Origin of the sequence: Flavobacterium ovatum (assembly GCF_040703125.1) — a bacterium.
Lineage (GTDB): Bacteria > Bacteroidota > Bacteroidia > Flavobacteriales > Flavobacteriaceae > Flavobacterium > Flavobacterium ovatum.
This window is the reverse complement of sequence record NZ_CP160035.1, coordinates 2,633,074-2,659,398: the sequence shown is the minus strand read 5'-3', so window position 1 is coordinate 2,659,398 and position 26,325 is coordinate 2,633,074. Positions and strand designations below refer to the sequence as shown.

Here is a 26,325-nt window from a genome sequence, read left to right as displayed (position 1 = left end):
TTAAAATCAATTAAATAACTGTTAATCAACTAGATAAAACCTTAACTTAATGACATTGACATCGAGTGCAGTCGAGATGTAATAACGGCTATCGACTGTGCTAGAACTGACAATTGAACTATTTTACAAACATTATTGGTATAAAGGTTAAGTAATCCCTCTCAAAAGATAAAATCAAATTATTGGCACTTAATAAATAATGTAGTTACTGTAATTGCTTCATTCCTTTTTAGTCTGCTCTTTGTGGAAATTCTTTGTAAATGGTTGATTAACGTAATCTGATGTTTCTACAAAATCACAAACCTTGTAGAGGTACTTAACTAATAACTGTGTTTCTTTAGCGTACCTCTGTAAAATAGAAAATACTACTAGACAATATTACAAAGCACCATATATCACAATACACTTGATTATCAATATATTGAATCCTTAAATAGTATAACATTTTACTAAAATCGTGTAACAGTTCATCATTAATATAGCGGCATCTTTACAGAACTATTAATGCTAATAATTAATCTTTAAAGAATTGAAAAATGAAAAAATTAAATGTAATTCTATCCTTTATCTTGTTTGGATTTCTATTGAATTCTTGTAACAATGATAATGCAAAATCTTATCCCTACTCAGTAAGTATTACTGATGCGCCAGGACCTTATACAGAAGTAAATGTTGATATTGTAGGTATTGAAGTAACTGGTGAAGCAGGACAAGCAGTATCCTTAAATGTGATTCCTGGAATTTACGATCTCCTTAAATTATCAAACGGAGTGGAAAAACTTATTGCCACTGACGAATTAGGGATTTCTAAGGTTGAGCAAATAAGACTTATACTGGGAACAAGAAACACTGTGGTGGTGGATGGTACAATCTATCCGTTAAGTACTCCAAGTGCAGATCAGTCAGGGTTGAAACTCCAAGTACACCAAACATTGCAAGAAGGTATAATGTATCATGTACTTCTTGATTTTGATGCCAATAAATCAATTGTTAGTACAGGCAATGGTGCTTATAAATTGAAACCCGTTATTAGAACTATTGAAACTGCAGTAAGTGGTTCTATCAAAGGTAGTATAACGCCTGTAGGAGCATTAGCCGTTGTTACAGCCACTAAAGTTGAATCGGGTGTAACATTAACGTATTCAACAAATGTAAATGCGGAAGGAAATTTCCTTTTGATGGGACTTCCTGCCGGGAACTATAGTGTGACTGTTACTCCAGTACTTCCATTGATTCCCGTGACAATAAATAATATTTCTGTCGAAGTTGGTGCGACAAAAACAATTGGGACAATCGCTTTATAGAAAGACAATACAGTAAGGTTATCAAAAGCACCTCATTTTTTTAAAAAGTGAGGTGCTTTTTTTTAAATAAGATTTTCAATACAATACCTTGGGTTGGCTGAATTTATTCTTTAAATTTTGTGAATCTCTGCGGAACCAAAACTTATATCCACTTATATTTCTTATACGTTTTAAAAACTGTCCTTCCTTCCGAACATCACTTAAAAAAAAAACACATGCCGTATTACTGCTTTCGAAAGCGAGAAGTAGCGATTCCTCTGGAGTTATTACAGGTAAACTTCGTGTTATTTGTATGTCAAGCGCAATTTATTTAGCTATGGCTGAATTACTTGAAGCTCCGAAAACATGATTTACTTCCTAAGTCTCGAGCTGCACAAACAATAATGAGCTATAAACTAAATAAAGCACCAAGAGTTGGAAACAATTTCTGGCAGTTGGATTACAAAAGAAGAAGAAGCATTTTTAAAATATCAAATAGAACGTTTGGAAGACAAAATAATGAAACAAAAACCAATACATCAAAAAAAAAACAAAAACGGTACCTTTTAAGCTTTGTTAGACTTGGAGCATGGATAGACTCTAAAAGTAAAAGAAATACCGTACTACAACACTATAGATTGGGTTAAAATATTTCAAAACAGCAATACTAAGGAAGGGCTATTTGTAAAAATGTGTCCCGACGACAGGAAGTTTTGGGAGCAGAAAATAATTCTTTAAAAATCAATTTCGGATTCCCATTTTTGGCAAAGATATTGCGTGTATTTATTTCGAGAATAATATTTCTTTTTTGCCTCATAAACTACACTAAAAAAACTATTTTTGATTTTGATAAAAAACAACCCAAAAATGACGCATAACTTTTCAATAGCTTTACTTTTTTTCTTTTTTACAGCTCTTTTTTCAGTGACTCAAGCACAAGCGAATCCTACGCATCCCAAAAACGAATTTAGAGCCGTATGGATTGCTACCGTTGTTAATATTGACTGGCCCAAAACCAGTACTGATGCGGTTGAAAAACAAAAAACTGACTATATTGAGATTTTAAATACTTATAAAAAGCTAAATTACAATGTGGTTATTGTTCAGATTAGGAGTGTGGGCGATGCTTTTTATGCTTCAAAATTAGCGCCATGGTCTCGTTATTTAACGGGGAAAGAAGGCAAAGCACCAGATCCTTACTACGATCCGTTAGAATGGATGATTCAGCAAGCTCACCAAAGAGGCTTTGAATTTCATGCTTGGTTCAATCCTTTTAGAGCGACATTTGACTTAAGAAAAGAGACATTAAGCCCCACTCACGACATGATTAAACATCCTGAATGGATGATTAAGTACGGCGAAAAATACTACTATAACCCTGGCTTGCCTGAAGTTCAAAGTCACCTTGTGGCTGTGGTGGAAGAAGTGGTAAAAAACTACGATATTGATGCGGTGCATTTTGATGATTATTTTTACCCTTACAAAATATCTGGACAAGATTTTAACGACACCGCTTCCTATAAAAAATACGGAAATGGTTTATCTCTTTCAGACTGGAGACGTATGAATACCAACAATTTCGTAAAATGCACCAACTATGCCATTAAGAAAATCAAACCTTGGGTGCAATTTGGAATCAGTCCTTTTGGAGTTTGGCGCAATAAATCGGTAGATCCAAAAGGTTCCGATACACAATCAGGACAAACCAATTACGATGACTTATTTGCAGATCCATTAGCTTGGATGGAGTACAAATGGGTAGATTATATTTTACCCCAATTATATTGGAGCATTGAGCATAAAACAGCTTCATATTCTAAATTACTAAAATGGTGGTCTGAAAACTCCAACGGAAACGCTGCAGTCTATATAGGAAATAGCTCGTATAAAATCAATACCGATTCTGATAAAAAATGGACTAATCCGTTTGAAATTCCAAATCAAATTGACTTAAACAGAACCTACAAAAACATTCAAGGAAACGGTTTTTTTAGTGCCAAATGGTTTTTGAACAATACTAATAAAGCGGTTACGGATATTTTAGCCCAAAATCAGTACAAATACCCTGCTTTACCCAATGTTGTTCCTGGATTTAGATATAAAGTCGAAGACTGTCCTGTAGTTTGGGATATTACTACAGATAACGAAATTGCAGATGTTATTTTAAAATTCCCAGAAGTAGATAAAATAAGATATGTGGTGGTTTATGGAACGAAAAACTTTACCAAAATTGACGTTTCTAATCCTGCAAATATCATTGACAAAATTGCGATAACAGAAAAAAAAGGCTCTATAGGTATTAGTTTACCAAAAACGTATTTAGAAAGACACAACAGTTGTGCTATATCCTACATAGATTACTATGGCAACGAAAGTGAAGCTACTTTAGTTTCTATATCAAAAAATTCTAAAATAATTCTAAACCAAATTACACCAGATGAAGAATAACAAACCTTGGTATTGGATACCTGTCCTAAACTTTGCTTCGGGACTTCCTTATGCTATTATTATTTCAGTTTCGGTAATCATGTATAAGAACCTCGGAATCAGCAATGAAGATATTGGTATTTACACCAGTTTATTATACTTACCTTGGGTAATAAAACCTTTGTGGAGTCCGTTTATTGACTTGTATTCGACCAAAAGAAAATGGTTTATTGCTATGCAATTGTTAATTTCTATTGCTTTTTTGATTGTTGGATTTACGATTCCGATGAACAATTTCTTTATGATTAGCTTGGCTTTCTTTTGGATGGCGGCTTTTGCTTCTGCTTCGAATGACGTAGCCAGTGACGGTTTTTATATGATTGCTTTGGAGAAAGACGAACAATCTTTTTTTCTTGGAATTAGAAGCACTTTCTACAGGCTTTCTATGCTTACAGGAAATGGATTAATTGTCATCATTGGTGGTTATCTCGAACAAGAATATGGTGATAAACAAAAAGCATGGTCTTACACGATGATCATCGTAGGATTGCTAATGGCAATTTTGACGATTTACAACTACTTTTCAACCCCAAAAACGGAAGTAGCTAATACTTCTGAAGCTTCCTATTCGGATTCTAAAAAGAATTTCTTTGTCGTTTTCGCTAGTTTTTTTCAAAAGAAACAAATTGGAATTATCCTTGCCTTTATCTTGCTTTTCCGCTTGGGAGAATCACAATTATTGAAAATGCTAACGCCTTTTTTGATTGATGATATTACTGTAGGTGGGCTAGGATTAACAACTCAGGATGTGGGGATTATATACGGGACTTTTGGAGTACTAGCTTTAACTGTCGGCGGGATTTTAGGCGGGATTGCTATTTCTAAAGACGGTCTTGGAAAATGGATGTTGCCAATGATTTTAGCAATGCACTTACCTATTATTGGGTTTGTTTTATTAGCACACTTCCACCCTGCCTCTGTCTATTATATTTATGCAACGGTGATTGCTGAGCAATTTGGTTACGGCTTTGGTTTTGCCGCTTTTATGATGTATTTGATTTACGTGGCTGATGGTGAATCAAAAACCTCCCACTACTCTATTGCAACAGGTTTTATGGCATTAGGAATGATGCTTCCGGGAATGTTAAGCGGATTTATCCAAGAATACCTTGGGTACGGAAACTTCTTTATCTGGGTATTTCTAGCTACGATTCCAGGGTTAATTTTATCGAGATTCTTGATTTACCCGAAAGATTTCGGGAAGAAGACTAAGGAGAGCAAATAGTTGTTGGTTGATAGTGAAATTAAGAAAGTAAAAAATAGAGGTTAGCGTAAAACAAAATGACTTTAGAACAAAAAATAGGACAATTTTTTTTCCCAGCGGTATTCATTAATGACACCGAAGAAAACATACAAGCGACTGAAAAATTAATTCGGGAACACCATATTGGTGGGTTGACATTTTTTCACTCTCGTGCTAGTGCGGCTACCAATTACGAAAGCAAGAAACCTATTGTGTACAATGATGATAGTTACGAGCGATTGAAGTCCTTGATTGTTCGTTACCAAAAATGCACCTCTACTCCACTTCTAATGAGTATTGACGCTGAATGGGGTTTGGCAATGCGTGTCGAAAAAACACCGCAATATCCGTACGCCATTACACTTGGAGCTTTGCCCGAAAGTCAATTACATTTAGTTTACGAGGTAGGAAAGCAAATTGGTTTGGACTTAAAATCGGCTGGAATTCATTATAATTTGGCTCCATTAGCAGACATTAATAACAACCCCAATAATCCCGTAATTGGCTACCGTTCATTTGGTGAAAACAAAGAAAAAGTAGCTCATTTTGCCGTCGAATATTTACGCGGAATGAATGATGTTGGCGTTCTGGGTTGCTTAAAACACTTTCCAGGACATGGAAATACCAATGTGGACTCCCACTTAGGATTGCCCATTCTCGAAGAAAGTTTGGACGAATTATTAGATAACGAATTGTACCCTTTTATTGAAGGAATCAAACACCAAGTCGATTCGATTATGATTGGTCATTTGGCGGTTCCATCATTGAATGATGGCAAAAACACATCTGCTACTTTATCCAAAGCGATTATTCAAGATCTATTACGCAAGAAACTACAATACAAAGGATTAGTTATTTCTGATGCATTAAACATGCATAGCGTTTCTAAACTATATGACACAAAAGGAGAACTAGAATGGGAAGCTTTCAACGCAGGAAATGATGTATTGTGTTTTGCTGAAAACGTTCCTGAAGGAATTCAAGAAATTCTTAAAAACGCTTCTCTAGAACGCATTGATGCGAGTTATAATCGCATTATGTATTGCAAGAAAAAAGTAGGCTTATTGGATGCTAAATCAAAAATTGACAGTCAACTAGATTTTAAAACTGCTTCGCTTTTGAATACTAGAATTGCACAAAATAGTATTACAACAATAAAAAATAGTAACAACAACCAATTAGCATTGGATGCATCCAAAAAAGAAAAACTAGCCGTACTAAGTATTTATAAAAACACTGAAAATGTTTTTTCAAAAACGATAACGGACGCTATCAAAGCAAAAAGTTTTTCAATCGAAAATGCAAATGAAATACATAGTAAAAATTTTAATGGAATTGAAACTATTATCATCGCTTTATTCGTTCCCAAAGCAAAGCCCATGCAAAACTTTGAGATCGAAGACAGGATTTTGAAACTATTATCGGAGCTTTTTGAAACTAAAAAATGTATCTTGTATCTTTTTGGCAATCCGTATGCTCTGCAGGTAATACCTAATTTAGCGTCGGCTAAAGGAATTACTCAAGTCTACCAAGATTTTAAGGAGTTCCAAGAAACTGCAGCTCAATTACTCTTAAACAACGCAGCCACACAAGGAAGTTTACCTGTAGCAATAAAAGGCATCTAAACTAAAACTAACATCCTACCAACATTTACTTATGGAAACCAAAATTCACAGAAATAAAGAGTTATCAATAGGAGAAGCATTAATTCCCGTACTTGCCATTGTTATTTTACTAGGCTATAATGTATATGTTTTTGGTGATGAAGCGCTAAGTGGTAGTAATCAATTCGTTTTATTACTTGGTGGTGCAATAGCCGCTGTTGTTGGTTTTTTTAACAAGGTGACTTTCCACAAAATGATGGAAGAAGTGGCTAATAACATTAAATCAACCGTCAGCGCCATCTTGATTCTACTAATGGTTGGTGCTCTGGCAGGAACATGGCTTGTGAGCGGTATTATCCCAACTATGATTTATTACGGCTTGCAAATTTTAAGTCCGGCCATCTTTTTGCCCGCAACTTTAATCATCTGCTCCATTATATCCATTGCCACAGGAAGTTCCTGGACCACGAGTGCTACCGTTGGTATTGCGCTTATTGGTGTGGGTGGCGCACTGGGGTTTGACTTAGGAATGGTCGCTGGTGCCGTTATTTCAGGAGCTTATTTTGGGGATAAATTATCACCCATGTCAGACACCACCAATTTAGCACCTGCCATGGCTGGAACGGATTTGTTTACACATATTCGCTATATGACCTTAACAACAATACCTACTTACTTATTGACCCTAATCATTTTCATCATAATGGGATTAAATGTAGAAAGTAAGGGAGATGTAAATATTGGTTCACTTTTAAATGACATACATGAAACATTTACCGTTTCACTTTGGCTATTTGTCGTTCCCGTAATTGTAATTGGATTAATCATCAAAAAAACAGAACCTTTAATTGCTCTTTTAATCGGAACATTATTAGCCGCTTTATTCGCAATTATCTTTCAACCACAAATCCTCAATCAAATTGCAGGTGTCAAAGTAATGACTTTTGAATCATGCTACAAAGGTGTCATGAATGCCATAACTCGCGAAGTAACTATACCAACCAGCAACAAAACCCTATCTGATTTGTTTACCTCTGGCGGAATGCAAAAAATGCTCGGCACCATCTGGCTCATCATCTGCGCCATGGTTTTTGGAGGAATCATGGACGCCATCGGAGCATTAGCACGAATCAGTCAATCTTTATTAAAAATGGCACATACTACCTTTGGTTTATTTGCTTCAACAGTGGGAAGTTGTTTAGCTATAAACATCACAGCATCAGACCAATACCTATCAATTGTAGTTCCTGGAAAAATGTTTGCCAAAGCCTATGAAAAAAAAGGTCTAGCACCCGAAAACTTAAGTCGAACACTCGAAGATGCAGGAACCGTTACCTCTGTACTAATCCCTTGGAACACTTGTGGCGCTTATCAATCTAGCACTTTAGGCGTAGCAACAGTAGATTATCTGCCCTACGCCGTTTTCAATATTCTGAGTCCCTTCACGACTTTAATTTTTGCGGCCTTCCAAATCAAAATAAAAATGTTAATAGCACCAAAACCAATCGTAGAATAAATAATTCCAACCCTTTGGGCGTGCCACCATCCCTAAAAAAGGGCTCCTTTAGCAACCGCTGATAAGCCCTTGTTCAGGGACGCTGTCGGGTGATCCATGCTACTTCGGTAGCTTATTCCTCCCCCTCACGCAAAACCCACTACCAAAACATCAGGAAATAAATTCAAATTATCGCCAACCCAAAACACCAACAACAATTACAAATCAACTGATAACAAACAACATAAGAATCCAATTCGTCTTTAGATAATCAAAATCTATCAACATATAAATTTATATAATTGCAATTGATTGTTATTAACTCCTGATATCCCTTATTTTTGCACTCAGAAATTAATAATAAAAAATAATATTATGTCTTTAGTAGGAAAAAAATTCCCAAGTATTGCAGTTGACGCTATCTCAGAAATGGGTGACAACTTAAAAATAAACATCTTTGAAGAAGCGACAAAAAACAACAAAAAAGTACTTTTGTTTTGGTACCCAAAAGATTTTACTTTTGTATGCCCAACAGAACTACACGCTTTTCAAGCTGCTTTACCTGAATTTGATAAAAGAAACACAATCGTTATTGGTGCTTCATGTGATACTAACGAAGTTCACTTTGCTTGGTTAAACACAGCAAAAAACAACGGTGGAATCGAAGGAGTAACGTACCCAATCTTGGCAGATACAAACCGTAACTTATCTTCAATCTTAGATATTTTAGATATCGAATCTTCTGAGTACAATGAAGAAACTGACACTGTAATCCTTGAAGGATCAAACGTAACTTATAGAGCTACTTATTTAATTGACGAAACTGGAAAAATTTTCCACGAAAGTGTAAACGATATGCCATTAGGTCGTAACGTAAACGAGTACATCCGTATGATCGATGCTTACACACATATCCAAGAAAAAGGAGAAGTATGTCCTGCAAACTGGGAAGCTGGTAAAGAAGCAATGTCTGCTGACAGACTTAGTACAGCTGCATACTTAAGCGCTAACTAATAAAAAATCAATTTCAATTGCAATTTCAAAATTCAATAATTGATTTTTGAAATTGCAATTGATTTTTAAAATTGAAAAATATGTTAATAGAATTAAACGAAGATACATTAGCCAACTTAGTGGCTGAAAACAATAAAGTAGTAGTTCAATTTTCAGCTTCATGGTGCGGTAACTGCCGCATAATGAAACCAAAATTTAAAAAACTAGCTACAGAAAACGAAGCAATTACTTTTGCTTTAGTAGATGCTGAAAACTTTCCTGAATCAAGAAAATTAGCCAATGTAAGCAACTTGCCTACTTTCGCAACTTTCGTAAACGGAAAATTAGTAAACGAAACCCAAACTAACAAACAAGAGGTTTTGATTGAATTGGTAAACGAGATTATTTAAATGATTGTTGATTGCAGATTAACGAATGATGATTTTTGATTTAAAAGCAAACCATTTTAAATTATTCCAATTTGTTATCAATCAAAAATCGTTAATCCTAAATTAAACATTCCCAAATCATAAACAACGATGAAACTCCCTGTAATAAAACATCTTACCCAATTTATTGAAGAAAACGACCAAGATTACATCATTGAAACAATTGAAGTCTTAGAAGCTATGACCGAAATTAGTTCGTTGAAAGATGAAGAACTAGATGTAATTGGCGAGTTGATTTCTAATATGTATGGTGCCTTAGAAGTACAAAAATTAGTCAAAAACGGAACTGATAAAAAAGAAGCTTTAAACACATTTATGAAGCGCGTTATGGGTTCTATCGACAAATAAATAAAACCCTATATTGTTTTTTCAAAAGAAACGCATACTAATTTTAGGTGCGTTTTTTTTGTTTTAAAACCAAAATCTTAAATAATTTTCATACTTTTGAACCTCATTAAAAATAAAAATCATGGCTTCAATTACATTAAAAGGAAATGCAATAAATACTAATGGTGAATTACCAAAAGTGGGTTCAAAATTAGCAGATTTTAAATTAGTTCAAGGTGACCTTTCCGTTGCTTCATTGAATAATTTTGCTGGTAAAAGATTAGTATTAAATATTTTTCCAAGTGTTGACACAGGAACATGTGCTACATCGGTTAGAACTTTCAACGAAAAAGCGGCTGGATTAGACAATACTGCAGTTTTATGTATCTCTAGAGATTTACCATTTGCTCAACAACGTTTTTGTGGAGCAGAAGGAATCACTAACGTTGTGAACTTATCAGATTTTCAAGAAGGAAACTTTGGAAAAACTAATGGTTTACAAATTGTAGACGGACCTTTGGCTGGTTTACTTTCAAGAGTTCTTATTGTTGTAGATGTTGACGGAACTATCCTTCACACAGAACAAGTAGGCGACATTGTTGACGAACCTAATTACGAAGCTGCATTAGCAGTACTTTAATCTGATTTTAATGGAGTTTCAAAAAGACAATACCTTCGTTACTGGTAGACTAAAAAGCATTACTTATGCCGTGAAGGGAGCCATCAAATTAATCACTACTGAACATAGTGTTATGGTTCAATTCTCAACAGGTATTTTGCTTACTGTTGCAGGCTTATACTTTGGAATAACTGCTACACAATGGCTTTTTCAAACTTTAGCAATAGGTTTAGTATTAAGTATTGAAGGCTTGAACACAGCAATCGAAAAAATTGCTGACTTTATCCATCCTGATTATCATGAAAGAATAGGCTTTATAAAAGACATCGCTGCTGGCTCTGTTTTTTTTGCAGCTATTACAGCCATAATTATCGGTTTAATCATATATCTACCCCTATTTTCATAGGCAATAGTACAATCCCTAATGGCAAAATCAAGAAAAGAAACTTTAGACAAGAAAAATAATTCTGAGACTAAAGAAATAAAACCATGGAAAATCACTAGACAGCACAAAATTGTTTTGGGCTGTCTTTTAGTATTATTTTCCATAGCTTTATTAGTTGCTTTCATCTCCTTTTATGTTTACGGCCAAGAAGACCAAAGCGCTGTTAATGAACTAACTAATCGCTCTGAAACAGTACAAAATTGGTTAGGTAAATTTGGAGCCTATCTAGCTGACCTAATCGTTTACAAAGGTTTTGGACTAGCTTCCTTTTTATTTGTCCGTCTATTTTTCTTGACTGGTTCTTATTTAATCATAGGGTTGCCAACAACTAAACTCAAACGAATTTGGTTTTGGGATTTATTTGTACTTATTATCGTTTCTATTTTATTAAGCTTTTTTGCAACTTCCCTTCCAGAATTGGGAGGTGTAGTAGGATATGAATTAAATTTATTCATGCAAGACTACATTGGTAAAACAGGTACATTACTAGTCTTAATTTTTGGAATAGTGATTTATACTATATTCAAAATGAAATTGTCTCCGGATAAAATTCAGTCCTTTTTTGAGAACACACGTAAAGACCTTAAAAAAACTTTAGCAACAGCTGAAGCTACTAAAAATGAAGGCGCCTACAACTTAGAAGAATTTGCAGTCTCTGACGTAGATTTAAAAGAAGAAGAAATGGTTTTAAAAACTAAACCTTCACAATTTGAAATCAAAAAAGAAGAATTAAAACCAACAATTAAGAATTCCTCAGAGATTAAATTAGACACTACGACTCCTCCTCCATTTGAGAAAAAAACAGTTGAATCCCCTATTTCTTCAACAGATTCATTTGTCATAGAATCCGCTCCTGAAGAAGATCTTATTGAAGAAAACCTAGCGTCAAGATTAGTTTCTGACTTTGGACAATTTGATCCTACTTTAGATTTATCTAACTATAAATTCCCAACCTTAGATTTATTAAAAGAATATTCTACTGGCGGAATTACTATCAATCAAGAAGAACTAGAAGAAAATAAAAATAGAATTGTGGATACGCTCCGCAATTACAAAATCGAAATAGCACAAATTAAAGCTACCGTTGGTCCATCGGTTACTTTATACGAAATAGTTCCAGAGGCTGGTATTCGTATTTCTAAAATTAAAAGTTTAGAAGACGATATTGCCTTATCCCTTTCGGCATTAGGAATTAGAATCATTGCTCCTATTCCAGGAAAAGGAACAATTGGTATTGAGGTCCCTAACAAGAATCCTACGATGGTTTCCATGAAATCTGTTATTGGTTCAGCCAAATTTCAAGAAGCCGAAATGGAATTACCTATCGCTTTAGGAAAAACCATTTCTAATGAAACATTTGTAGTGGATTTAGCCAAAATGCCTCACTTATTGATGGCGGGTGCTACAGGACAAGGAAAATCTGTAGGCTTGAATGCCGTACTAACTTCATTGTTATACAAAAAACACCCTGCTGAAGTTAAATTTGTATTAGTTGACCCGAAAAAAGTAGAGTTAACGCTTTTTAATAAAATAGAAAGACATTATCTAGCGATGCTTCCTGATTCAGAAGACGCTATTATTACCGACAACACTAAAGTAGTCAACACCCTAAACTCTCTTTGTGTAGAAATGGATAATCGTTATTCTTTATTAAAAGATGCAATGGTGCGTAATATCAAAGAGTATAATGATAAATTCAAAGCTAGAAAATTAAATCCCGAAAATGGGCACCGTTTTTTACCTTATATCATTCTTGTAGTCGATGAGTTTGCCGATTTAATTATGACTGCTGGAAAAGAAGTCGAAATTCCGATTGCTCGTTTAGCACAATTAGCTCGTGCTATTGGTATTCACTTAATTATCGCTACACAACGTCCTTCGGTTAACGTTATTACCGGATTAATCAAAGCCAATTTCCCCGCTCGTATTGCCTTTAGAGTAACTTCAAAAATTGATTCGAGAACAATTCTAGACACTCAAGGTGCCGATCAATTAATAGGTCGTGGGGATTTACTATACACCAACGGAAATGATGTAGTACGTGTACAATGTGCCTTTATAGATACTCCAGAGGTAGAAAAAATAACTGATTTTATTGGTTCGCAAAAAGCATATGCAACAGCATATTTACTCCCAGAGTTTGTTGGAGAAGAAACTGGCATTAATCTTGATATGAATATATCCGAAAGAGATACTCTGTTTAGAGATGCTGCTGAAGTAATTATTAGCGCTCAACAAGGTTCAGCTTCCTTGTTACAGAGAAAACTAAAACTAGGATACAATCGTGCAGGTCGTTTAATTGACCAACTCGAAGCAGCAGGAATTGTTGGTCCTTTTGAAGGCAGCAAAGCCCGCTCAGTAAACATCCAAGATCTAACCTCTCTTGAGCAGTTATTAAACAATGAAAAAAACAGTTAAAACCATGCAAATCAAGATTAAAAACATAAAAAGAAATTCAATTACCACCATGACCAAAAGAATTATCCCTATATTATTGGCTCTTTTTATAAGTTTTTCAACCCAGGCGCAAGATGCAAAAGCCAAAGCATTATTAGACCAAGTAACAGCTAAAGTAAAAAGTTATTCTAATATTGCAATTGACTTTAAGTATTCATTAAACAATGCAAAAGAAAACATCAATCAAGACAGCAAAGGGAATGTGACGATGAAAGGCAATCAATATGTATTGAATTTTATGGGCATCACAAAGATATTTGATGGTAAAAAAACATATACTATCGTCCCTGAGGATGAAGAAGTTTCTATTTCTAATTATAATGAAAAAGATAATAATGCCATCACTCCATCAAAAATGTTAACTTTTTTCAATAGCGGATATCGATATAAAATGGATATTTTGCAGGACGTAAGAGGTAGAAAAATCCAGTATATCAAGTTAGTTCCAACCAATACAAAAGACCAACGAAAAGAAATTTTGCTAGGAATAGATGTAAACACCAAACACATTTACAACTTGATCGAAATTGGAAAAAAAGGAACAAAAACAACTTTAACCGTTAATTCTTTTAAAACCAACCAACCTTTGTCAAAAAATCAATTTACCTTTGCCGAAAGTAAATATCCAAATTACTATATCAATAAATTAGATTAAACAGGGTAAGTGAAAATACTTGACAGATACTTATTAAAAACATTTTCGATCACATTTACCACGGTATTTGTAATCCTATTTTTCATATTCATACTCCAAACCATTTGGTTGTTTATTGCAGAATTAGCTGGAAAAGATTTAGATGCTCCAATGATTTTTAAATTCTTGATGTTTTCCATGCCAAGGATCATTCCATTGGTACTCCCCTTATCTATATTATTAGCATCGATCATGACTTTTGGTAATCTAGCTGAAAACTATGAATTTGCCGCAATGAAATCAGCGGGTATCTCTTTACAAAGAGCTATAATTCCGTTGACCATTTTCATAACCGTACTAAGCATTGTAGCCTTCTTATTTGCCAACAATGTAATTCCTTATGCGGAATACAAGTTCATCAATTTTAGAAAAAACATTGCACAAGTAAAACCTGCATTGGCTATAACTGAAGGTCAATTTAGTGATGTTGGGATCTATAATATTAAGGTAAACAAGAAATCAGGCGATAACGGTAACTCTTTGACCGGCATAACCATTCACAAAAAATCTACAATGGGTGACGGTAGTAAAACTGTTATTAAAGCTAAAGATGGAGAATTAATCAGCAGTGAAAAATCTAGTATTTTAAAACTAGTACTCAATAACGGGAATTACTATGAAGACATTGTTCCAAAAAAATACGAGGATAGAAACAAACTTCCATTTGCTAAAAGTGCTTTCAAAAAATACACTATTAATATTGACTTATCACAACTAAATAAAGTAGAAGTTAACGAGGAACAAGTATCCAACACCAACACAATGCTGACTGTTAGTGAATTAAACTACACCTTAGATTCGTTGCATAAAAACTTAGATACAGAGATAACTTCTTTTTCAGAAAATATTAATCTCCAAACAGGAATTACCGCCATCTCCAATAGTAATAAAATAGTAGCCGACTCGCTAAAAAAGTTTAAAGCAATGCCAAAGAATATTTTGTCCTTGTTTAAAAATGAAGAAAAACTAAACATTTTAAAAACAGCAGCCAGTAATATTTTAAGTACAAGTTATAATATTGATGCTTCTAAGGCAAACTTAGAGAACAAACAAAAAATGATAAATGAACATTACCTAGCGCTTTATGACAAATTTGTAATCGCTTTTGCATGTTTTTTAATGTTTTTCATTGGAGCGCCTTTAGGAGCTATTATCCGAAAAGGAGGGCTTGGATTACCCATCGTATTTGCTGTTTTTATTTTTATTACATTTCATTTCATCAATACATTTGGAAAAAGAATATCCCAAGAAGATGGTTTATCTCCATTTTTAGGAGCCTGGATGTCTTCTTTTATACTAACTCCAGTAGCAGTATTTCTTACCTATAGAGCTACAAATGACATTGGATTAATTAATATGGATGTAATCACATCTCCAATTCAAAAATTAATAAAAAAACTGTTTCAAAAACAAATCTAAATACCTATCATGGTTTCAAGTAAAATAAAACTTAACACAATTGAAGAAGCAATTGAAGATATTCGCCAAGGAAAAGTAATCATCGTAGTTGATGATGAAGACAGAGAAAACGAGGGTGATTTCTTGGCTGCAGCCGAAAAAGTAACACCAGAGATGATCAACTTCATGGCTACTCACGGTCGAGGATTAATTTGTACACCTTTAACAGAAAGTCGTTGTAAAGAATTAGGCCTTCATGCTATGGTAACTAACAATACCGACCCAATGGAAACTGCTTTTACAGTTTCAGTTGATCTAAAAGGAAATGGAGTTACAACTGGTATTTCTGCAGCTGATAGAGCTAAAACTGTTTTGTCACTTGTTGACCCAAATACAAAACCACATGATCTAGCCAGACCCGGGCATATATTCCCGCTTATTGCCAAGCAAGGTGGTGTATTAAGAAGAACTGGACATACTGAAGCCGCAATTGATTTTGCTCGTTTAGCTGGATTCCATTCTGCAGGAGTTATTGTTGAAATCATGAATGAAGATGGAAGCATGGCTCGCCTACCCCAACTCGTTAAAGTAGCTAAAAAATTCGATTTAAAGATTGTTTCAATTGAAGATCTAGTAGCTTACAGAATGCAACACGATAGTTTAATTCATAAAAAAGAAGATTTTGATATTGAAACCCGTTTTGGAACATTCCGCCTAAGAGCGTACCAACAAACTACGAATAAACAAATTCACATTGCACTCACCAAAGGAACATGGAATCTAGGAGAGTCAATATTGACAAGAATACACTCCTCACAAGTAAATAATGATTTGTTAGGAACATTAACCAATAATGTAGACCAACAACTTGATGACATGTTTAAAGTCATTAACGAGCATGGTAAAGGCGCTTTTATCTTTATCAATCAAGATATGCAAGCTGTTAATTTGTTAAGTCGCCTGACAGAACTAAAAGCATTACAAGAATCAGGAGAAATGAAAGCACCAAAAATTGTGATCGATAGCAAAGATTTTGGTATTGGCGCACAAATTTTACATGATATTGATATTTCAAAAATACGTTTAGTATCCAATTCGGTACAAGGAAAGCGTGTGGGAATGATTGGTTATGGTCTAGAAATTACAGAATACGTAACCTATTAACCGTTATTTTAAATGTTTTTCGAAAAAAAATTTCAAGCTAAAACAAAGGAAATGAAACGATTAAAAAATAGTTTTAAAAACTACTAAAAATTTATTCCAAATTGTTTTTGTAAATCGAAAAACGTGCTTATATTTGCACTCGCAATCAGGTAATGATTGTCGCTCACTGGAGAAATGGCAGAGCGGTCGAATGCGGCAGTCTTGAAAACTGTTGACTGTAACAGGTCCGGGGGTTCGAATCCCTCTTTCTCCGCGGAATAAAAACCCTAACAACTGTAAATCAGCTAGTTAGGGTTTTTTATTTTTAGTTCTAGCCCACATTTAGCCCACAACTGAATTAAAAGCTATCCACAATAGCAAATAATCCTTTTTTGTCTGTTTTAGCCTTCAAACTCCATTCCTTATACATTGGAAGCTTTTTACAAAATACGTTGCTATACGGCTTTGCATAGCCTTCTCTTATCATTATTTCATTCATTACGTTACCATTGCTCAGAATTAAATAACCAAGTGTTCTTCCGTATTTGTCAAAGAGATTATTTTCCTCCTGGACTAAAGTACAAATCTCCCCTATTTGCATATTAGATTTAAAAAACTCAAATGATTTATAACCTAGCTTAATTAATAATGCTGCAGGGATATGTAATTCTTTTTCGTCCTTTTTAATCTTGCTACAATAATTCATTTCAGGTGCATCAATACCATATAAGCGTATTTCAAACTCTTTTTTGGAATGGAAATCTTCCGCAATTAGTCCATCACCATCTACAAACCTTTTGATTTTCAGAATAATTTTTCTTGTCATAGTCATTAATGCGTTAAAATGCTTCAGATAGCATTATTTAAGCAATTGATTTAAAGTTATTTACAATGTAAATTTAACAAAATAAATTGTAATTTTAAATCTATAACAATATGGCAAGACAGAAAGGACATATTAAATATGTCGGAACACTCGGAGAAGTTAGACACTTCAAAATTAAAGGTAATGAAGGTTACTTTGCAGGATTAAAAGGAGGACCTACAGCAGAACAAATCAAGACTTCACCGAGCTTCATTCGTACTCGTGAAAACATGAGTGAGTTTGCAGCTTGCGCCAATGCTGGCAAATCAGTTCGTGTTGGTTTATCATCATTAATGAAACAAATGTCAGATAGTCAATTGACTGGTCGATTAACTGCCATTATGAAAAAAATCAATATTGAAGATGGTTCCGAAGCCAGAGGACAAAGAGCCGTTCTTATATCGCAACAACCTCAGTATTTAAAAGGTTTAGATTTTAACCGTAACATCTCTTTTAATGGTGTATTTAATGCTCCATTTACATTGACGCCTGATCCATCAAGAATAGAAAGTACTTTAAGTATTCCTGCATTCAATCCGCTGAATTACTTAAATATTCCATCTGGAGCAACACATTTGAGAATGATCAATTCAGTTTCTGTAGTTGCCGATTTTATTTATAATGCAGTAACGGGTAATTACGAACCTTCAGATTCAGTTTTGAATCAAATGTCAAATGTCGCTTATTCTGATTATTCTCCGGTGAATGTTGTAACCTCGCTAATTGAAGTTACTGCTACATTACCAGGAGCGCCAACATTAAATCCAGATGTATCTGTAATTGGAAGTATTGGAATTGAGTTTTATCAACAAGTTGGAAATAATTATTACTTATTCAATTCTGGAAATGCTTTAAAAATAGAAGACATTTTTTAAAAACACCATCAGTTTGCAAGACTGCAAACTTTGCAAACTTGCAATCTTAGCCCTTTCTAACGAGAGGGCTTTTTGTTTTTCACCAGTTTATCTATAGCGTGCAATCATATATGACATAAAGAGCGAATAAAGAGCAAATATGTATTAGTCGGTACATAATATCACTTTTGAAAGTAATGCGCTAAAATCGTCTTTCTCATTTCATTGATTAAAATCAAGCTTTCTTGAAATTGCTTTTCTTGGATTTCAATAATCTGCAAAGCATTTATCTGTTTTTGGTGTTGCTCCATATTAGATAACATTTGGTTGAGCTTCGGAATAAAGTTCTTTTTGAACTCATGTATCCGTAAAAATGGGATCACTGAGCCATAAAGAAATTGATGCCAAAAATTAGCTTTCCACAAACTATAAATCAGCCAGTAAACAGCATCAGCTTCTTCTTTGCTTGAAAAAACAATGACAAAGCTATTGGTAAATGGTGTTTTTTGAGGTTTTCCACTATTCAGACCTTTATTGAGAATATAGATATGATTCTCTTGGCCAACAGTCTCTTTTCGGTGCGTTTTGATAATCGGATTCGGCATAACTTCTGGATTAAAATGATGCTCTCGCTACGCTCCGCACCATATCATTTTTAAAAGAAAAAAAGAAAAAAAAGAAAGCCGTCTCTAAAATGGAGGTTTCAAAAGAAGTCAAGTTTTTTTGAAGAAATACTACCCAAGTGTTGATATGGAATCGGTTGTTTATCGTCGGAAAAAGTGGTTGTTATGAAAATGTAAGGGTGGAGATTTTTTCAAAAACCCGTAGGGCTTGAACTTTACTTTTTGAAACCGTAACTTACCTTTGCTATCTTTTTATTTATTTTTTTTTCAATCGGAAGCACTAAATGTTATTGAAATCCTATTCTGGGGAATGTTCTTACGGAAAAGGCAATCAAACACCCCCAAGCACCGCAAGGAACAAATAAAGTGGTGCCCCGTTTTTCAGGGGCAAGGAACTTTATTTGTGTATGAGGAGCGCAGTGGCGGGGTTGCGGCAATCGAACAGCTACCATAGACGCGAGAGTTGAGCGGAGGTACGGAGCGAAACGTAGCGGATATGAGCGTGAAACGGCGGGGTAACTAAAACTCTCCCGCCTTTTTTTGGCGGGAATCCTTGATTCAGGGCATAGTGAGGTTTTTCACCGAACGGAGCCAACCCCGATAGCTGGGCGAAGGAGCAACCGCCAAAAAACTGGAGGGCTATAAGCATAATACGGCTGGAATGTAGTGAAGCGTAGCCTGCGGAGCGTAACGAAATGAAGCGGTATTATGGTTATGGTAGCCCGACCGAACGCAGGAAGAGACCGTGTGAAGATGAGGAACGAAACAGCGCAAAAAAATAGCGGCTTATTTTCAAGCGGCTATTTTATTGTGCTGTGAAGTGCCTGTGGAATGGAGGGAAACCAAACTATTGATTTGAATGATAGATTGCCTTTTTACCGAAAAAGTTCTTATGAAAATATATGGTTGACCGACTGGAACAGCCGAACGGAACAAAGGGAACGACCGTAGAGAGACCGCTTGATTGCCCGTGTTGTTTTTACCGTGAATGTTGTTGTGAAAATACTTTAATTTATTTATAAGAATTAATGTATTTAATACTATGAAAGAAATTTATTGTTATTGCATATTATGATATATATTTGAAAAAAAAAAAAAAAAAATGACAACTGAAACTACTGAAAAACTGCCTTGGTATAATGTGTTGAAAAATTGGCTTATTTCGAATTTATATTTGATATTTTTAAGCTATTCTTCCTCTTTCCTCATCTTTTATATCTTTTATTATTTCAATACTGATTTAAATAAAGCGTTAACTCAATACACAGGATTAATTGAAACTTTTAGACAAATATGTGTGTTTTCATTTACAGCAGGTGTTTTTACAGTGACGTTAAAATACTTTCAATATTTAAAAGTATTTGAAAGTGAATTTAATAGAATAATAAATAGCAAAAGTTTTGAAACAAAACTTGAAAATGTAGTTTCATCAATTACATTTTCAGAAGATTTTCTTAATAAACAAAATGATTTATCTGAAATTTGGAAAAGAGTAACATTAATAAAATACAAAAAAGAATTTCCAGAGTTATATGATAAAATAGAAAAAAATCTAAAAAATGAATTATTTGAATATAATAGCCTTAATAAATACTACAAAAATGTTCAAATAAGCTATGAATTTGAATTAGCGAATGACAATAAAACTATTAATGTTAAGGAATTTACATCACTAACAATTATAAGAAATTGTACAACTCAATTTAATTGGGACTTTTTTGTGTCATTTGCAAGAGATATTAGTGAAGAAATAAAAAGCGAAACGAACCTACTTGATGAACATTTCACTAAAGTTGATGGCAAACTTATTGATTTAACAAAATGCAAAATAACTAATCAAGAAGAAAATGATAACTTTACAAGAAAGAAATTTTCCTATCCATTGGAGAACAAAAAAGAATATCATATTGAGAGATGCTTTAAATTTAATCAAGTAATAGATGAAGATCGTATAGTTAGTTTTAGCAGTAGTAATGTTGTAGACGATTTGACTGTAAGAATTAAGCACTGTGAAAATTTACAAATTGTTTTTGAACCTGTAGGAAATAATTACTTTAATAGAGAAAACATATTTCAAGATAGAATATGTTATGTAAATCGAGATGTGTTTTTACCTGGTGAAAAATATAAAATATTTTTATTTAGAAAACATAACGGAACAGAAAGTTAAAAATATGATGTTAAAATTTATTATAAATAATTACTATATTACTTTTAAATAATAAAATATATATTATATTTGAACAATATTTAATCTTATTATTTTCAATCCAAATGAATTAATTATAGATATTATTTTAAATCAAACAAAACTATGAGAACTAAAACAGGAATTTAAGGTCGGAAATTAATGTTTAACAAATAAAACAAAAAAGAGCTATAAAAGCTCTTTTTTTGTTTCCGTGAATTTTAAAATATTAAAAAAAAAATAGAATACGAATATTTAAATCACATATTTAAAAGTAAAATAGAAATCTGTTAACTAATTAAATCAGTGAATTTATGCGCATTAGCTTTTTTAATATCGCTTGTTACGTCTTTTAATTGGTCAGAATTAATTAAATGATATTTGTAATCATCTGAGTTTTGTTTACTCAATATATCATACAATTCGTGATAACTAGCTTTTTTTCCTTTGTAGTTATCAATAACTAAATAATGTTCGTTTTTGTCTGGATCAAATTCTTTTGATTTACCAAATAAATCAATACGTGAATTTAAACTTTCAAAATCAGAAATATCTTGCCTTAATAAATCTATTTTTTTTTCTGAATTTAAATCAATTGATTTTACAGTATAGATAACACCGTTATATCCTATACCATCAAGCTTATAATCAAAGAATAAACTCGGTATTTCAGTTTTTTTAATCTTGTAATCAATGTTAATGATGTCAGCTAAAGGATCACCGAAAACTTTTTTTATTGTCTTTGAAAAAGTATTATCAATTACTTTTTTCTCAACTGGTTTAATTACTAAATCAATATATTTATGAAAGAAATCATTAAACTTAACTTCGTCAAAATCTATATTTATTACTGATGGGTTATCAAATTGAAGAAAGCCATTATTATAAATTGAAAGTCTCTTTAAATATTCAAAATTTACTTTATGATCATCTGAAAATAGAGAAACTTCTTGCTCTATCTCATTTTTGATGAAATTATTTATTTTAGCAATAGTGTATTCTAATAATTTAAAATTTAAAGGGTTTATTTTTTCAACCAACTGAATTTTTTGATTCGAAAATTTATAATAAACTTTATTGTTTGAAATCATTATTAACCCAATAGCCAAGTTCTCCTTACTCAAAGGATTGTTAACAAAGCGGATTATACTATAAAATGATTTCATTTTGAATAATTTAAATAACTACTTGAAATAATATTGTTTCTTGGTTTATCTGACAAAATCTCTTTAATCTTATCTTTCCCTTGTCTACTTAACCCCAATTCAGAGGGAATATTGTCAAAAATAGGCTCAATCAAATCAATTGATTTCTCAATGTTTTCAGTAATTTCTTTAGCTAAATTACTGTATTTATTTGAGTTTGCAAAACTACGTATACTTTTTGTAATTGGAGAATTTAAAATTGATTTATTATTAACGGTATCCATTATTGCTAATTTTAAAGTTTTATAATTTGTTTGATTAGCAAATGATTGTACATTATCTATTGGAATAAATTTGAATTTACCATCAGAATTATCAATTAATATGTTTGAATTATCTGAACGTCTATCCCTATTTGCAATCCACTTATCAAACACTCCTATTTTAATTAAATCAATTGGATTTTGATATTTATTGTAATCGTGTTTGTTCTTTAGAGTTAAGTTATATAATTCAATTTCTGTTGCATATGGTAAAAATTTAGAGCCATAGAAATAATGATTCTCAAATTTGAAATCTGTGTATTTTTTATTAATTACATTATTTTCAAGTAATAAATACTGCTCTATTATTATATCATCAAAGAGTACTAAAGCTTGTTCCGGAACAGGAATATCCCAACATTGTAAAAAATAATTACATAGTATTTCGTTAATTAAATCTTCAATAGGAGGATGTTTTTTAAACATTGTTTTAATAATGTAAACTTCATTGTCATCACATAGTACCTCCAAGGGAATACTATTAGTTCCCTTACAACTTAAAATTTTTACTGCTCTTACTATTTGGATTTTATCTATCAAATTTCAACAAGTTTTACAACAAATATATTTTATCTATTTCCTATTATTTTATTATCAACATCGTATCTATACTTAACAATCTCCCCATTTATAATTAACTGAATTGCTTGTTCAATAACATCAATTGGTGCAATGAACCATTCTCTAGGTGTGTATCGCTTTTTATTTTCATCGAAAACATCAATATTTAAACAGGAACTCCCAAAAAAATTATGAAGCAATTGTTCTAATTTTTGTGGATTCATATTATAGCATTTCCAAGCATCTTCTATTTTGACTTTTGCCATTAAGTATGTTGGTTCTTTTTCAGCATTTTTTATTCTTTCTAATACGTCAACTTTTGAATATCCAATTTTATAAAGGTTTTCTATTGCTGCTATTTTTTCATCTTTGCTTTTTGAACTTAATACATAAATAAATCCTGCTTCTTCATCTTCTTCAGTAATATTGCTAAATTTTTCAATAAAGCTTTGGTTTACTTTGTCTATATTTTCTGAAACTACTTGACCATTAGCATATAATATTTTTTCTACAGACCTTTTAAGCATATTAGAAACTGTGCCATTCTCAAAAATACATCTTGTTCTACCATCTTCTCGAACTCTTGTTCCATCTTCACGATAATGCTCTTTATTTGAAATTGTGATTTCTTCTAATAGAAATAATACTCCGTTATGAACATAATAAGCTCCTTCACGTAAATTACCCATTTTAAAATCAACTAACTTTCTGTTGCCATTGGCTAAATCTTTTTGAATTTCTTTGAATAAATGCTCATATTTATCAAAGTTTTTACAAGGCTTTCTTCTTGCAACAAAATCTGTTGCTTCTCTCTTTTCGGGTTTTGGTGTATGTTTAAAATCAAACAAATCGGTATCATCTTCTAATAAATCAAATGTATCATCATTAAAAATATCGTCTATTGAATTGATTTCTTTTACCTCAAATTCAAGTATGTTATTCGTGTCAATCTCTTTTAACTGTTCTTTTTTCTCAGGATTTTCTCTTATTCCTTTTAATCTAGTGTATAATTGATATTCTGATATATTGCTAAGATTGGGTTGTGGTTCTCTATTGTATTTTTCTACAAACTCATTTACCTCATTGAAAGATGCTATTAACCTTTCGTCTGTATTTTTTACGCCAGATGATTTTGGTTTGACATTTAGGATATCAAACTCATCATTATTGAATATATCGTCAAGTACTGAATTCTTATCCATTTGCTAAACGTTTTCTTTTTTCTTCTTTCAAATAAATAATACATTCTGCCATTCTTTTTTCCAATGGATTATTTGAATTTAAGCTTGGTTCTTTATCATGCAATTTTTTAAACTCAACAATTTTGGGCCATAATATTTTAGCTTCCTCGAAGTCCATTTTGATTCGTGTGGCTTCAATTGTATCTTGAATTACTTTTAGTACTTTGGTTGTTACTGATTTTGATAAAATCTCAAATGCTTTTTGGAAAGGATTTACTTTATCTATCAAATCAATATGAATATCGTCAATGTTAATGAATTTGTCCGTCATGCGAATAAATCGTTGGTCTCCTACTTCTTTTATCTCACCACTTTTAATTACAGAATCAACCACTACATATTGACGGATTTCCTCAATTTCTTCATCTGATAATTCAGGATATTTAACTCTAATGATTTTAGGAATTAGGACTTTGTTAATTACTTCGGGATCAATGTTACCAGGCATTGCTTTTAACATGGAATCGTCTTGTAGAATACTTGCTTTTAAATCATTCAAATCTGATTCTACAATATCTTTAACTCTTTTAGAACTTGGCTCTTTAAAACCTCTAATTTTTATTTCTCCTGGTTTAATATCATCGTCATCATTGTCTAATTTTGTTTTGAATTTAAAATTAGGAGCTAACACTTGTTCCATTAATAAAGATGCTGTAATTGCTTTCAACATGTTATTAGTGGCAATTCTAACATCGTCTTGAATGGCTTCGGGCTGCGCTATTAAATTGGTAAACTGTGCATGTGTTTTATTATTACTATCACGTGTGCAACGACCAATAATTTGAATAATCTCTGTTAGTGAACCTCTGTAACCAATGGTTAAGGCGTGTTCGCAAAAAGGCCAGTCAAAACCTTCTTTTGCCATTCCTAATGCAATGATTAAATCCATATCATCAACTGATTTAACACTACGCAGATAATTTACAATTTTATCTCGTTCTCTACCATTGTCTTCTACTAAATCAGCTATTTTTAATACTTTACCATCTGAATGTCTTTCGACAAAAATCACTCCTGTTTCAGCATCTTGTTTGATTACTTTACCAATAGCATCAATAATAAAATCGACTTCATTGTGTTTGTCTTTTGTAGATTCGCCAGAATTTACATTTGGAATATGAATGATTGTCTTTTTATCAGTATCAAGTATTTCGAGTATGGCCGAAGTGTATTTACCCGAATAGAAATGATAGCCTATTCCTAGTGATTTTAAGTAGTTATATCCGTTTAACTGCTCATAATAGTTATAAGTTACCTTAGTGAATTTAGCTTCGTTCTCTGGCGTTAAAATAGGTACGCTATCCCCTCTGAAATAAGAACCTGTCATAGCAATAATATGCGCTGTTGACTTGTTCATTATTACTTTTAATAGCTCACCTAATCTGTTGTTTACATCAGCAGAAACGTGATGAAATTCATCAATTGCTAATACCGTATCATTGAATTTAGTTTCATCCAATGTATCACAAGCAAAGCGTAGTGTGGCGTGTGTACAAATCAAAATCTTTTCGTTACTATCCATAAATTTATGAAAAGCTTCTACTTTACTTTTACTGCCTTCATCACCTGGAGTACAAAGATTGTAAACATCATTAGGTTCCCAATTAGCAAAAAAACCATCCTTTTTTAAATCTGTTTTAGAAAACGAACTACCAATAGAGCGCTCAGGAACAGCAACGATTACTTTTTTAATTCCTTGATTGATTATTTTATCTAAAGCTAAAAACATCAATGCACGCGATTTACCCGATGCAGGAGGCGCTTTTAATAATAAATAATTAGCGTCACGAGATTCAAAAGCACGAGATTGCATTTCGCGCATCCCCATTGTATTTGTACTGGTGCTTTTTCCTGTTTGGTTGTAGGTAACATCTACTATATTTGGCAT

At 32.9% G+C, this 26,325-nt stretch carries 23 protein-coding genes and 1 tRNA gene; 18 read left to right on the top strand and 6 right to left on the bottom strand.

Annotated features, from left to right (window positions below; all coding sequences use genetic code 11):
• Window positions 1-536: 536 nt before the first annotated feature.
• From ABZP37_RS11215 to ABZP37_RS11140, 16 genes are all read left to right on the top strand, one after another.
• The gene (locus tag ABZP37_RS11215) at window positions 537-1,304 is read left to right on the top strand and encodes a DUF4382 domain-containing protein (RefSeq protein ID WP_366183039.1); all 768 of its coding nucleotides are present in this window, start codon (window positions 537-539) and stop codon (window positions 1,302-1,304) included.
• A gap of 414 nt (window positions 1,305-1,718) precedes the next feature.
• Complete coding sequence (locus ABZP37_RS11210; protein WP_366183037.1) at window positions 1,719-1,853, top strand: hypothetical protein; 135 nt, start codon at window positions 1,719-1,721, stop codon at window positions 1,851-1,853.
• Window positions 1,854-2,150: 297 nt separating this feature from the next.
• Window positions 2,151-3,731, top strand: a complete 1,581-nt coding sequence (locus tag ABZP37_RS11205) for a family 10 glycosylhydrolase (RefSeq protein ID WP_366183035.1) — start codon at window positions 2,151-2,153, stop codon at window positions 3,729-3,731.
• Entirely contained in the window at window positions 3,721-4,995 is a 1,275-nt protein-coding gene (locus ABZP37_RS11200; protein WP_366183033.1) for an MFS transporter, read from the top strand. The genes ABZP37_RS11205 and ABZP37_RS11200 overlap by 11 nt, the downstream gene beginning before the upstream one ends.
• A gap of 56 nt (window positions 4,996-5,051) precedes the next feature.
• Complete coding sequence (locus ABZP37_RS11195) at window positions 5,052-6,638, top strand: glycoside hydrolase family 3 N-terminal domain-containing protein (RefSeq protein ID WP_366183031.1); 1,587 nt, start codon at window positions 5,052-5,054, stop codon at window positions 6,636-6,638.
• Window positions 6,639-6,669: 31 nt separating this feature from the next.
• Window positions 6,670-8,133, top strand: a complete 1,464-nt coding sequence (nhaC, locus tag ABZP37_RS11190) for a Na+/H+ antiporter NhaC (RefSeq protein WP_366183029.1) — start codon at window positions 6,670-6,672, stop codon at window positions 8,131-8,133.
• A gap of 354 nt (window positions 8,134-8,487) precedes the next feature.
• Window positions 8,488-9,126: a peroxiredoxin gene (locus ABZP37_RS11185; protein ID WP_366183027.1), complete on the top strand. Its 639-nt coding sequence runs from the start codon at window positions 8,488-8,490 to the stop codon at window positions 9,124-9,126.
• A gap of 80 nt (window positions 9,127-9,206) precedes the next feature.
• Entirely contained in the window at window positions 9,207-9,515 is a 309-nt protein-coding gene (locus ABZP37_RS11180) for a thioredoxin family protein (RefSeq protein WP_366183025.1), read from the top strand.
• A 129-nt stretch (window positions 9,516-9,644) separates the two neighbouring features.
• Complete coding sequence (locus ABZP37_RS11175; RefSeq protein WP_366183023.1) at window positions 9,645-9,902, top strand: hypothetical protein; 258 nt, start codon at window positions 9,645-9,647, stop codon at window positions 9,900-9,902.
• 121 nt (window positions 9,903-10,023) lie between these two features.
• A complete protein-coding gene (gene tpx / locus ABZP37_RS11170; RefSeq protein ID WP_366183021.1) occupies window positions 10,024-10,521 on the top strand; it encodes a thiol peroxidase in 498 nt (165 codons plus the stop codon).
• A gap of 10 nt (window positions 10,522-10,531) precedes the next feature.
• Complete coding sequence (locus tag ABZP37_RS11165) at window positions 10,532-10,906, top strand: diacylglycerol kinase family protein (RefSeq protein WP_366183020.1); 375 nt, start codon at window positions 10,532-10,534, stop codon at window positions 10,904-10,906.
• A gap of 18 nt (window positions 10,907-10,924) precedes the next feature.
• Window positions 10,925-13,363: a DNA translocase FtsK gene (locus ABZP37_RS11160; protein ID WP_366183019.1), complete on the top strand. Its 2,439-nt coding sequence runs from the start codon at window positions 10,925-10,927 to the stop codon at window positions 13,361-13,363.
• Window positions 13,364-13,412: 49 nt separating this feature from the next.
• Window positions 13,413-14,057 (top strand): outer membrane lipoprotein carrier protein LolA, encoded by a 645-nt coding sequence (locus ABZP37_RS11155; RefSeq protein ID WP_366187532.1) that lies wholly within the window; start codon window positions 13,413-13,415, stop codon window positions 14,055-14,057.
• Between the two features lie 9 nt (window positions 14,058-14,066).
• Window positions 14,067-15,515, top strand: a complete 1,449-nt coding sequence (locus tag ABZP37_RS11150) for an LptF/LptG family permease (protein ID WP_366183017.1) — start codon at window positions 14,067-14,069, stop codon at window positions 15,513-15,515.
• 9 nt (window positions 15,516-15,524) lie between these two features.
• The gene (gene ribB / locus ABZP37_RS11145; protein WP_366183015.1) at window positions 15,525-16,658 is read left to right on the top strand and encodes a 3,4-dihydroxy-2-butanone-4-phosphate synthase; all 1,134 of its coding nucleotides are present in this window, start codon (window positions 15,525-15,527) and stop codon (window positions 16,656-16,658) included.
• A 168-nt stretch (window positions 16,659-16,826) separates the two neighbouring features.
• Window positions 16,827-16,911, top strand: a tRNA-Ser gene (locus ABZP37_RS11140).
• Window positions 16,912-16,995: 84 nt separating this feature from the next.
• Here ABZP37_RS11140 and ABZP37_RS11135 read toward each other — a convergent pair.
• Complete coding sequence (locus tag ABZP37_RS11135) at window positions 16,996-17,463, bottom strand: thermonuclease family protein (RefSeq protein WP_366183014.1); 468 nt, start codon at window positions 17,461-17,463, stop codon at window positions 16,996-16,998.
• A 110-nt stretch (window positions 17,464-17,573) separates the two neighbouring features.
• Between ABZP37_RS11135 and ABZP37_RS11130 the strand changes: the two genes are divergently transcribed.
• Window positions 17,574-18,377: a hypothetical protein gene (locus ABZP37_RS11130; RefSeq protein ID WP_366183012.1), complete on the top strand. Its 804-nt coding sequence runs from the start codon at window positions 17,574-17,576 to the stop codon at window positions 18,375-18,377.
• Window positions 18,378-18,538: 161 nt separating this feature from the next.
• Here ABZP37_RS11130 and ABZP37_RS11125 read toward each other — a convergent pair whose 3' ends face one another.
• Window positions 18,539-18,961, bottom strand: coding sequence for a hypothetical protein (locus ABZP37_RS11125; RefSeq protein WP_366183010.1), 423 nt, complete (start codon window positions 18,959-18,961; stop codon window positions 18,539-18,541).
• Between the two features lie 1,120 nt (window positions 18,962-20,081).
• On the opposite strand from ABZP37_RS11125, the gene ABZP37_RS11120 reads away from it, so the two are divergent.
• On the top strand, window positions 20,082-21,149 hold the full coding sequence (locus ABZP37_RS11120) for a hypothetical protein (protein WP_366183008.1): 1,068 nt from the start codon (window positions 20,082-20,084) through the stop codon (window positions 21,147-21,149).
• Between the two features lie 308 nt (window positions 21,150-21,457).
• Here the strand turns inward: ABZP37_RS11120 and ABZP37_RS11115 are convergent, their stop codons facing one another.
• The 4 genes from ABZP37_RS11115 to ABZP37_RS11100 are packed head-to-tail and all read right to left on the bottom strand — an operon-like array spanning window position 21,458 to window position 26,325.
• Window positions 21,458-22,333, bottom strand: a complete 876-nt coding sequence (locus ABZP37_RS11115) for a hypothetical protein (protein ID WP_366183006.1) — start codon at window positions 22,331-22,333, stop codon at window positions 21,458-21,460.
• Window positions 22,330-23,175, bottom strand: coding sequence for a HipA family kinase (locus tag ABZP37_RS11110; RefSeq protein WP_366183005.1), 846 nt, complete (start codon window positions 23,173-23,175; stop codon window positions 22,330-22,332). Before ABZP37_RS11110 ends, ABZP37_RS11115 begins: the two co-directional genes overlap by 4 nt.
• A gap of 29 nt (window positions 23,176-23,204) precedes the next feature.
• Window positions 23,205-24,398, bottom strand: a complete 1,194-nt coding sequence (locus ABZP37_RS11105; protein WP_366183004.1) for a GIY-YIG nuclease family protein — start codon at window positions 24,396-24,398, stop codon at window positions 23,205-23,207.
• Entirely contained in the window at window positions 24,391-26,325 is a 1,935-nt protein-coding gene (locus tag ABZP37_RS11100; RefSeq protein WP_366183002.1) for a DEAD/DEAH box helicase, read from the bottom strand. Before ABZP37_RS11100 ends, ABZP37_RS11105 begins: the two co-directional genes overlap by 8 nt.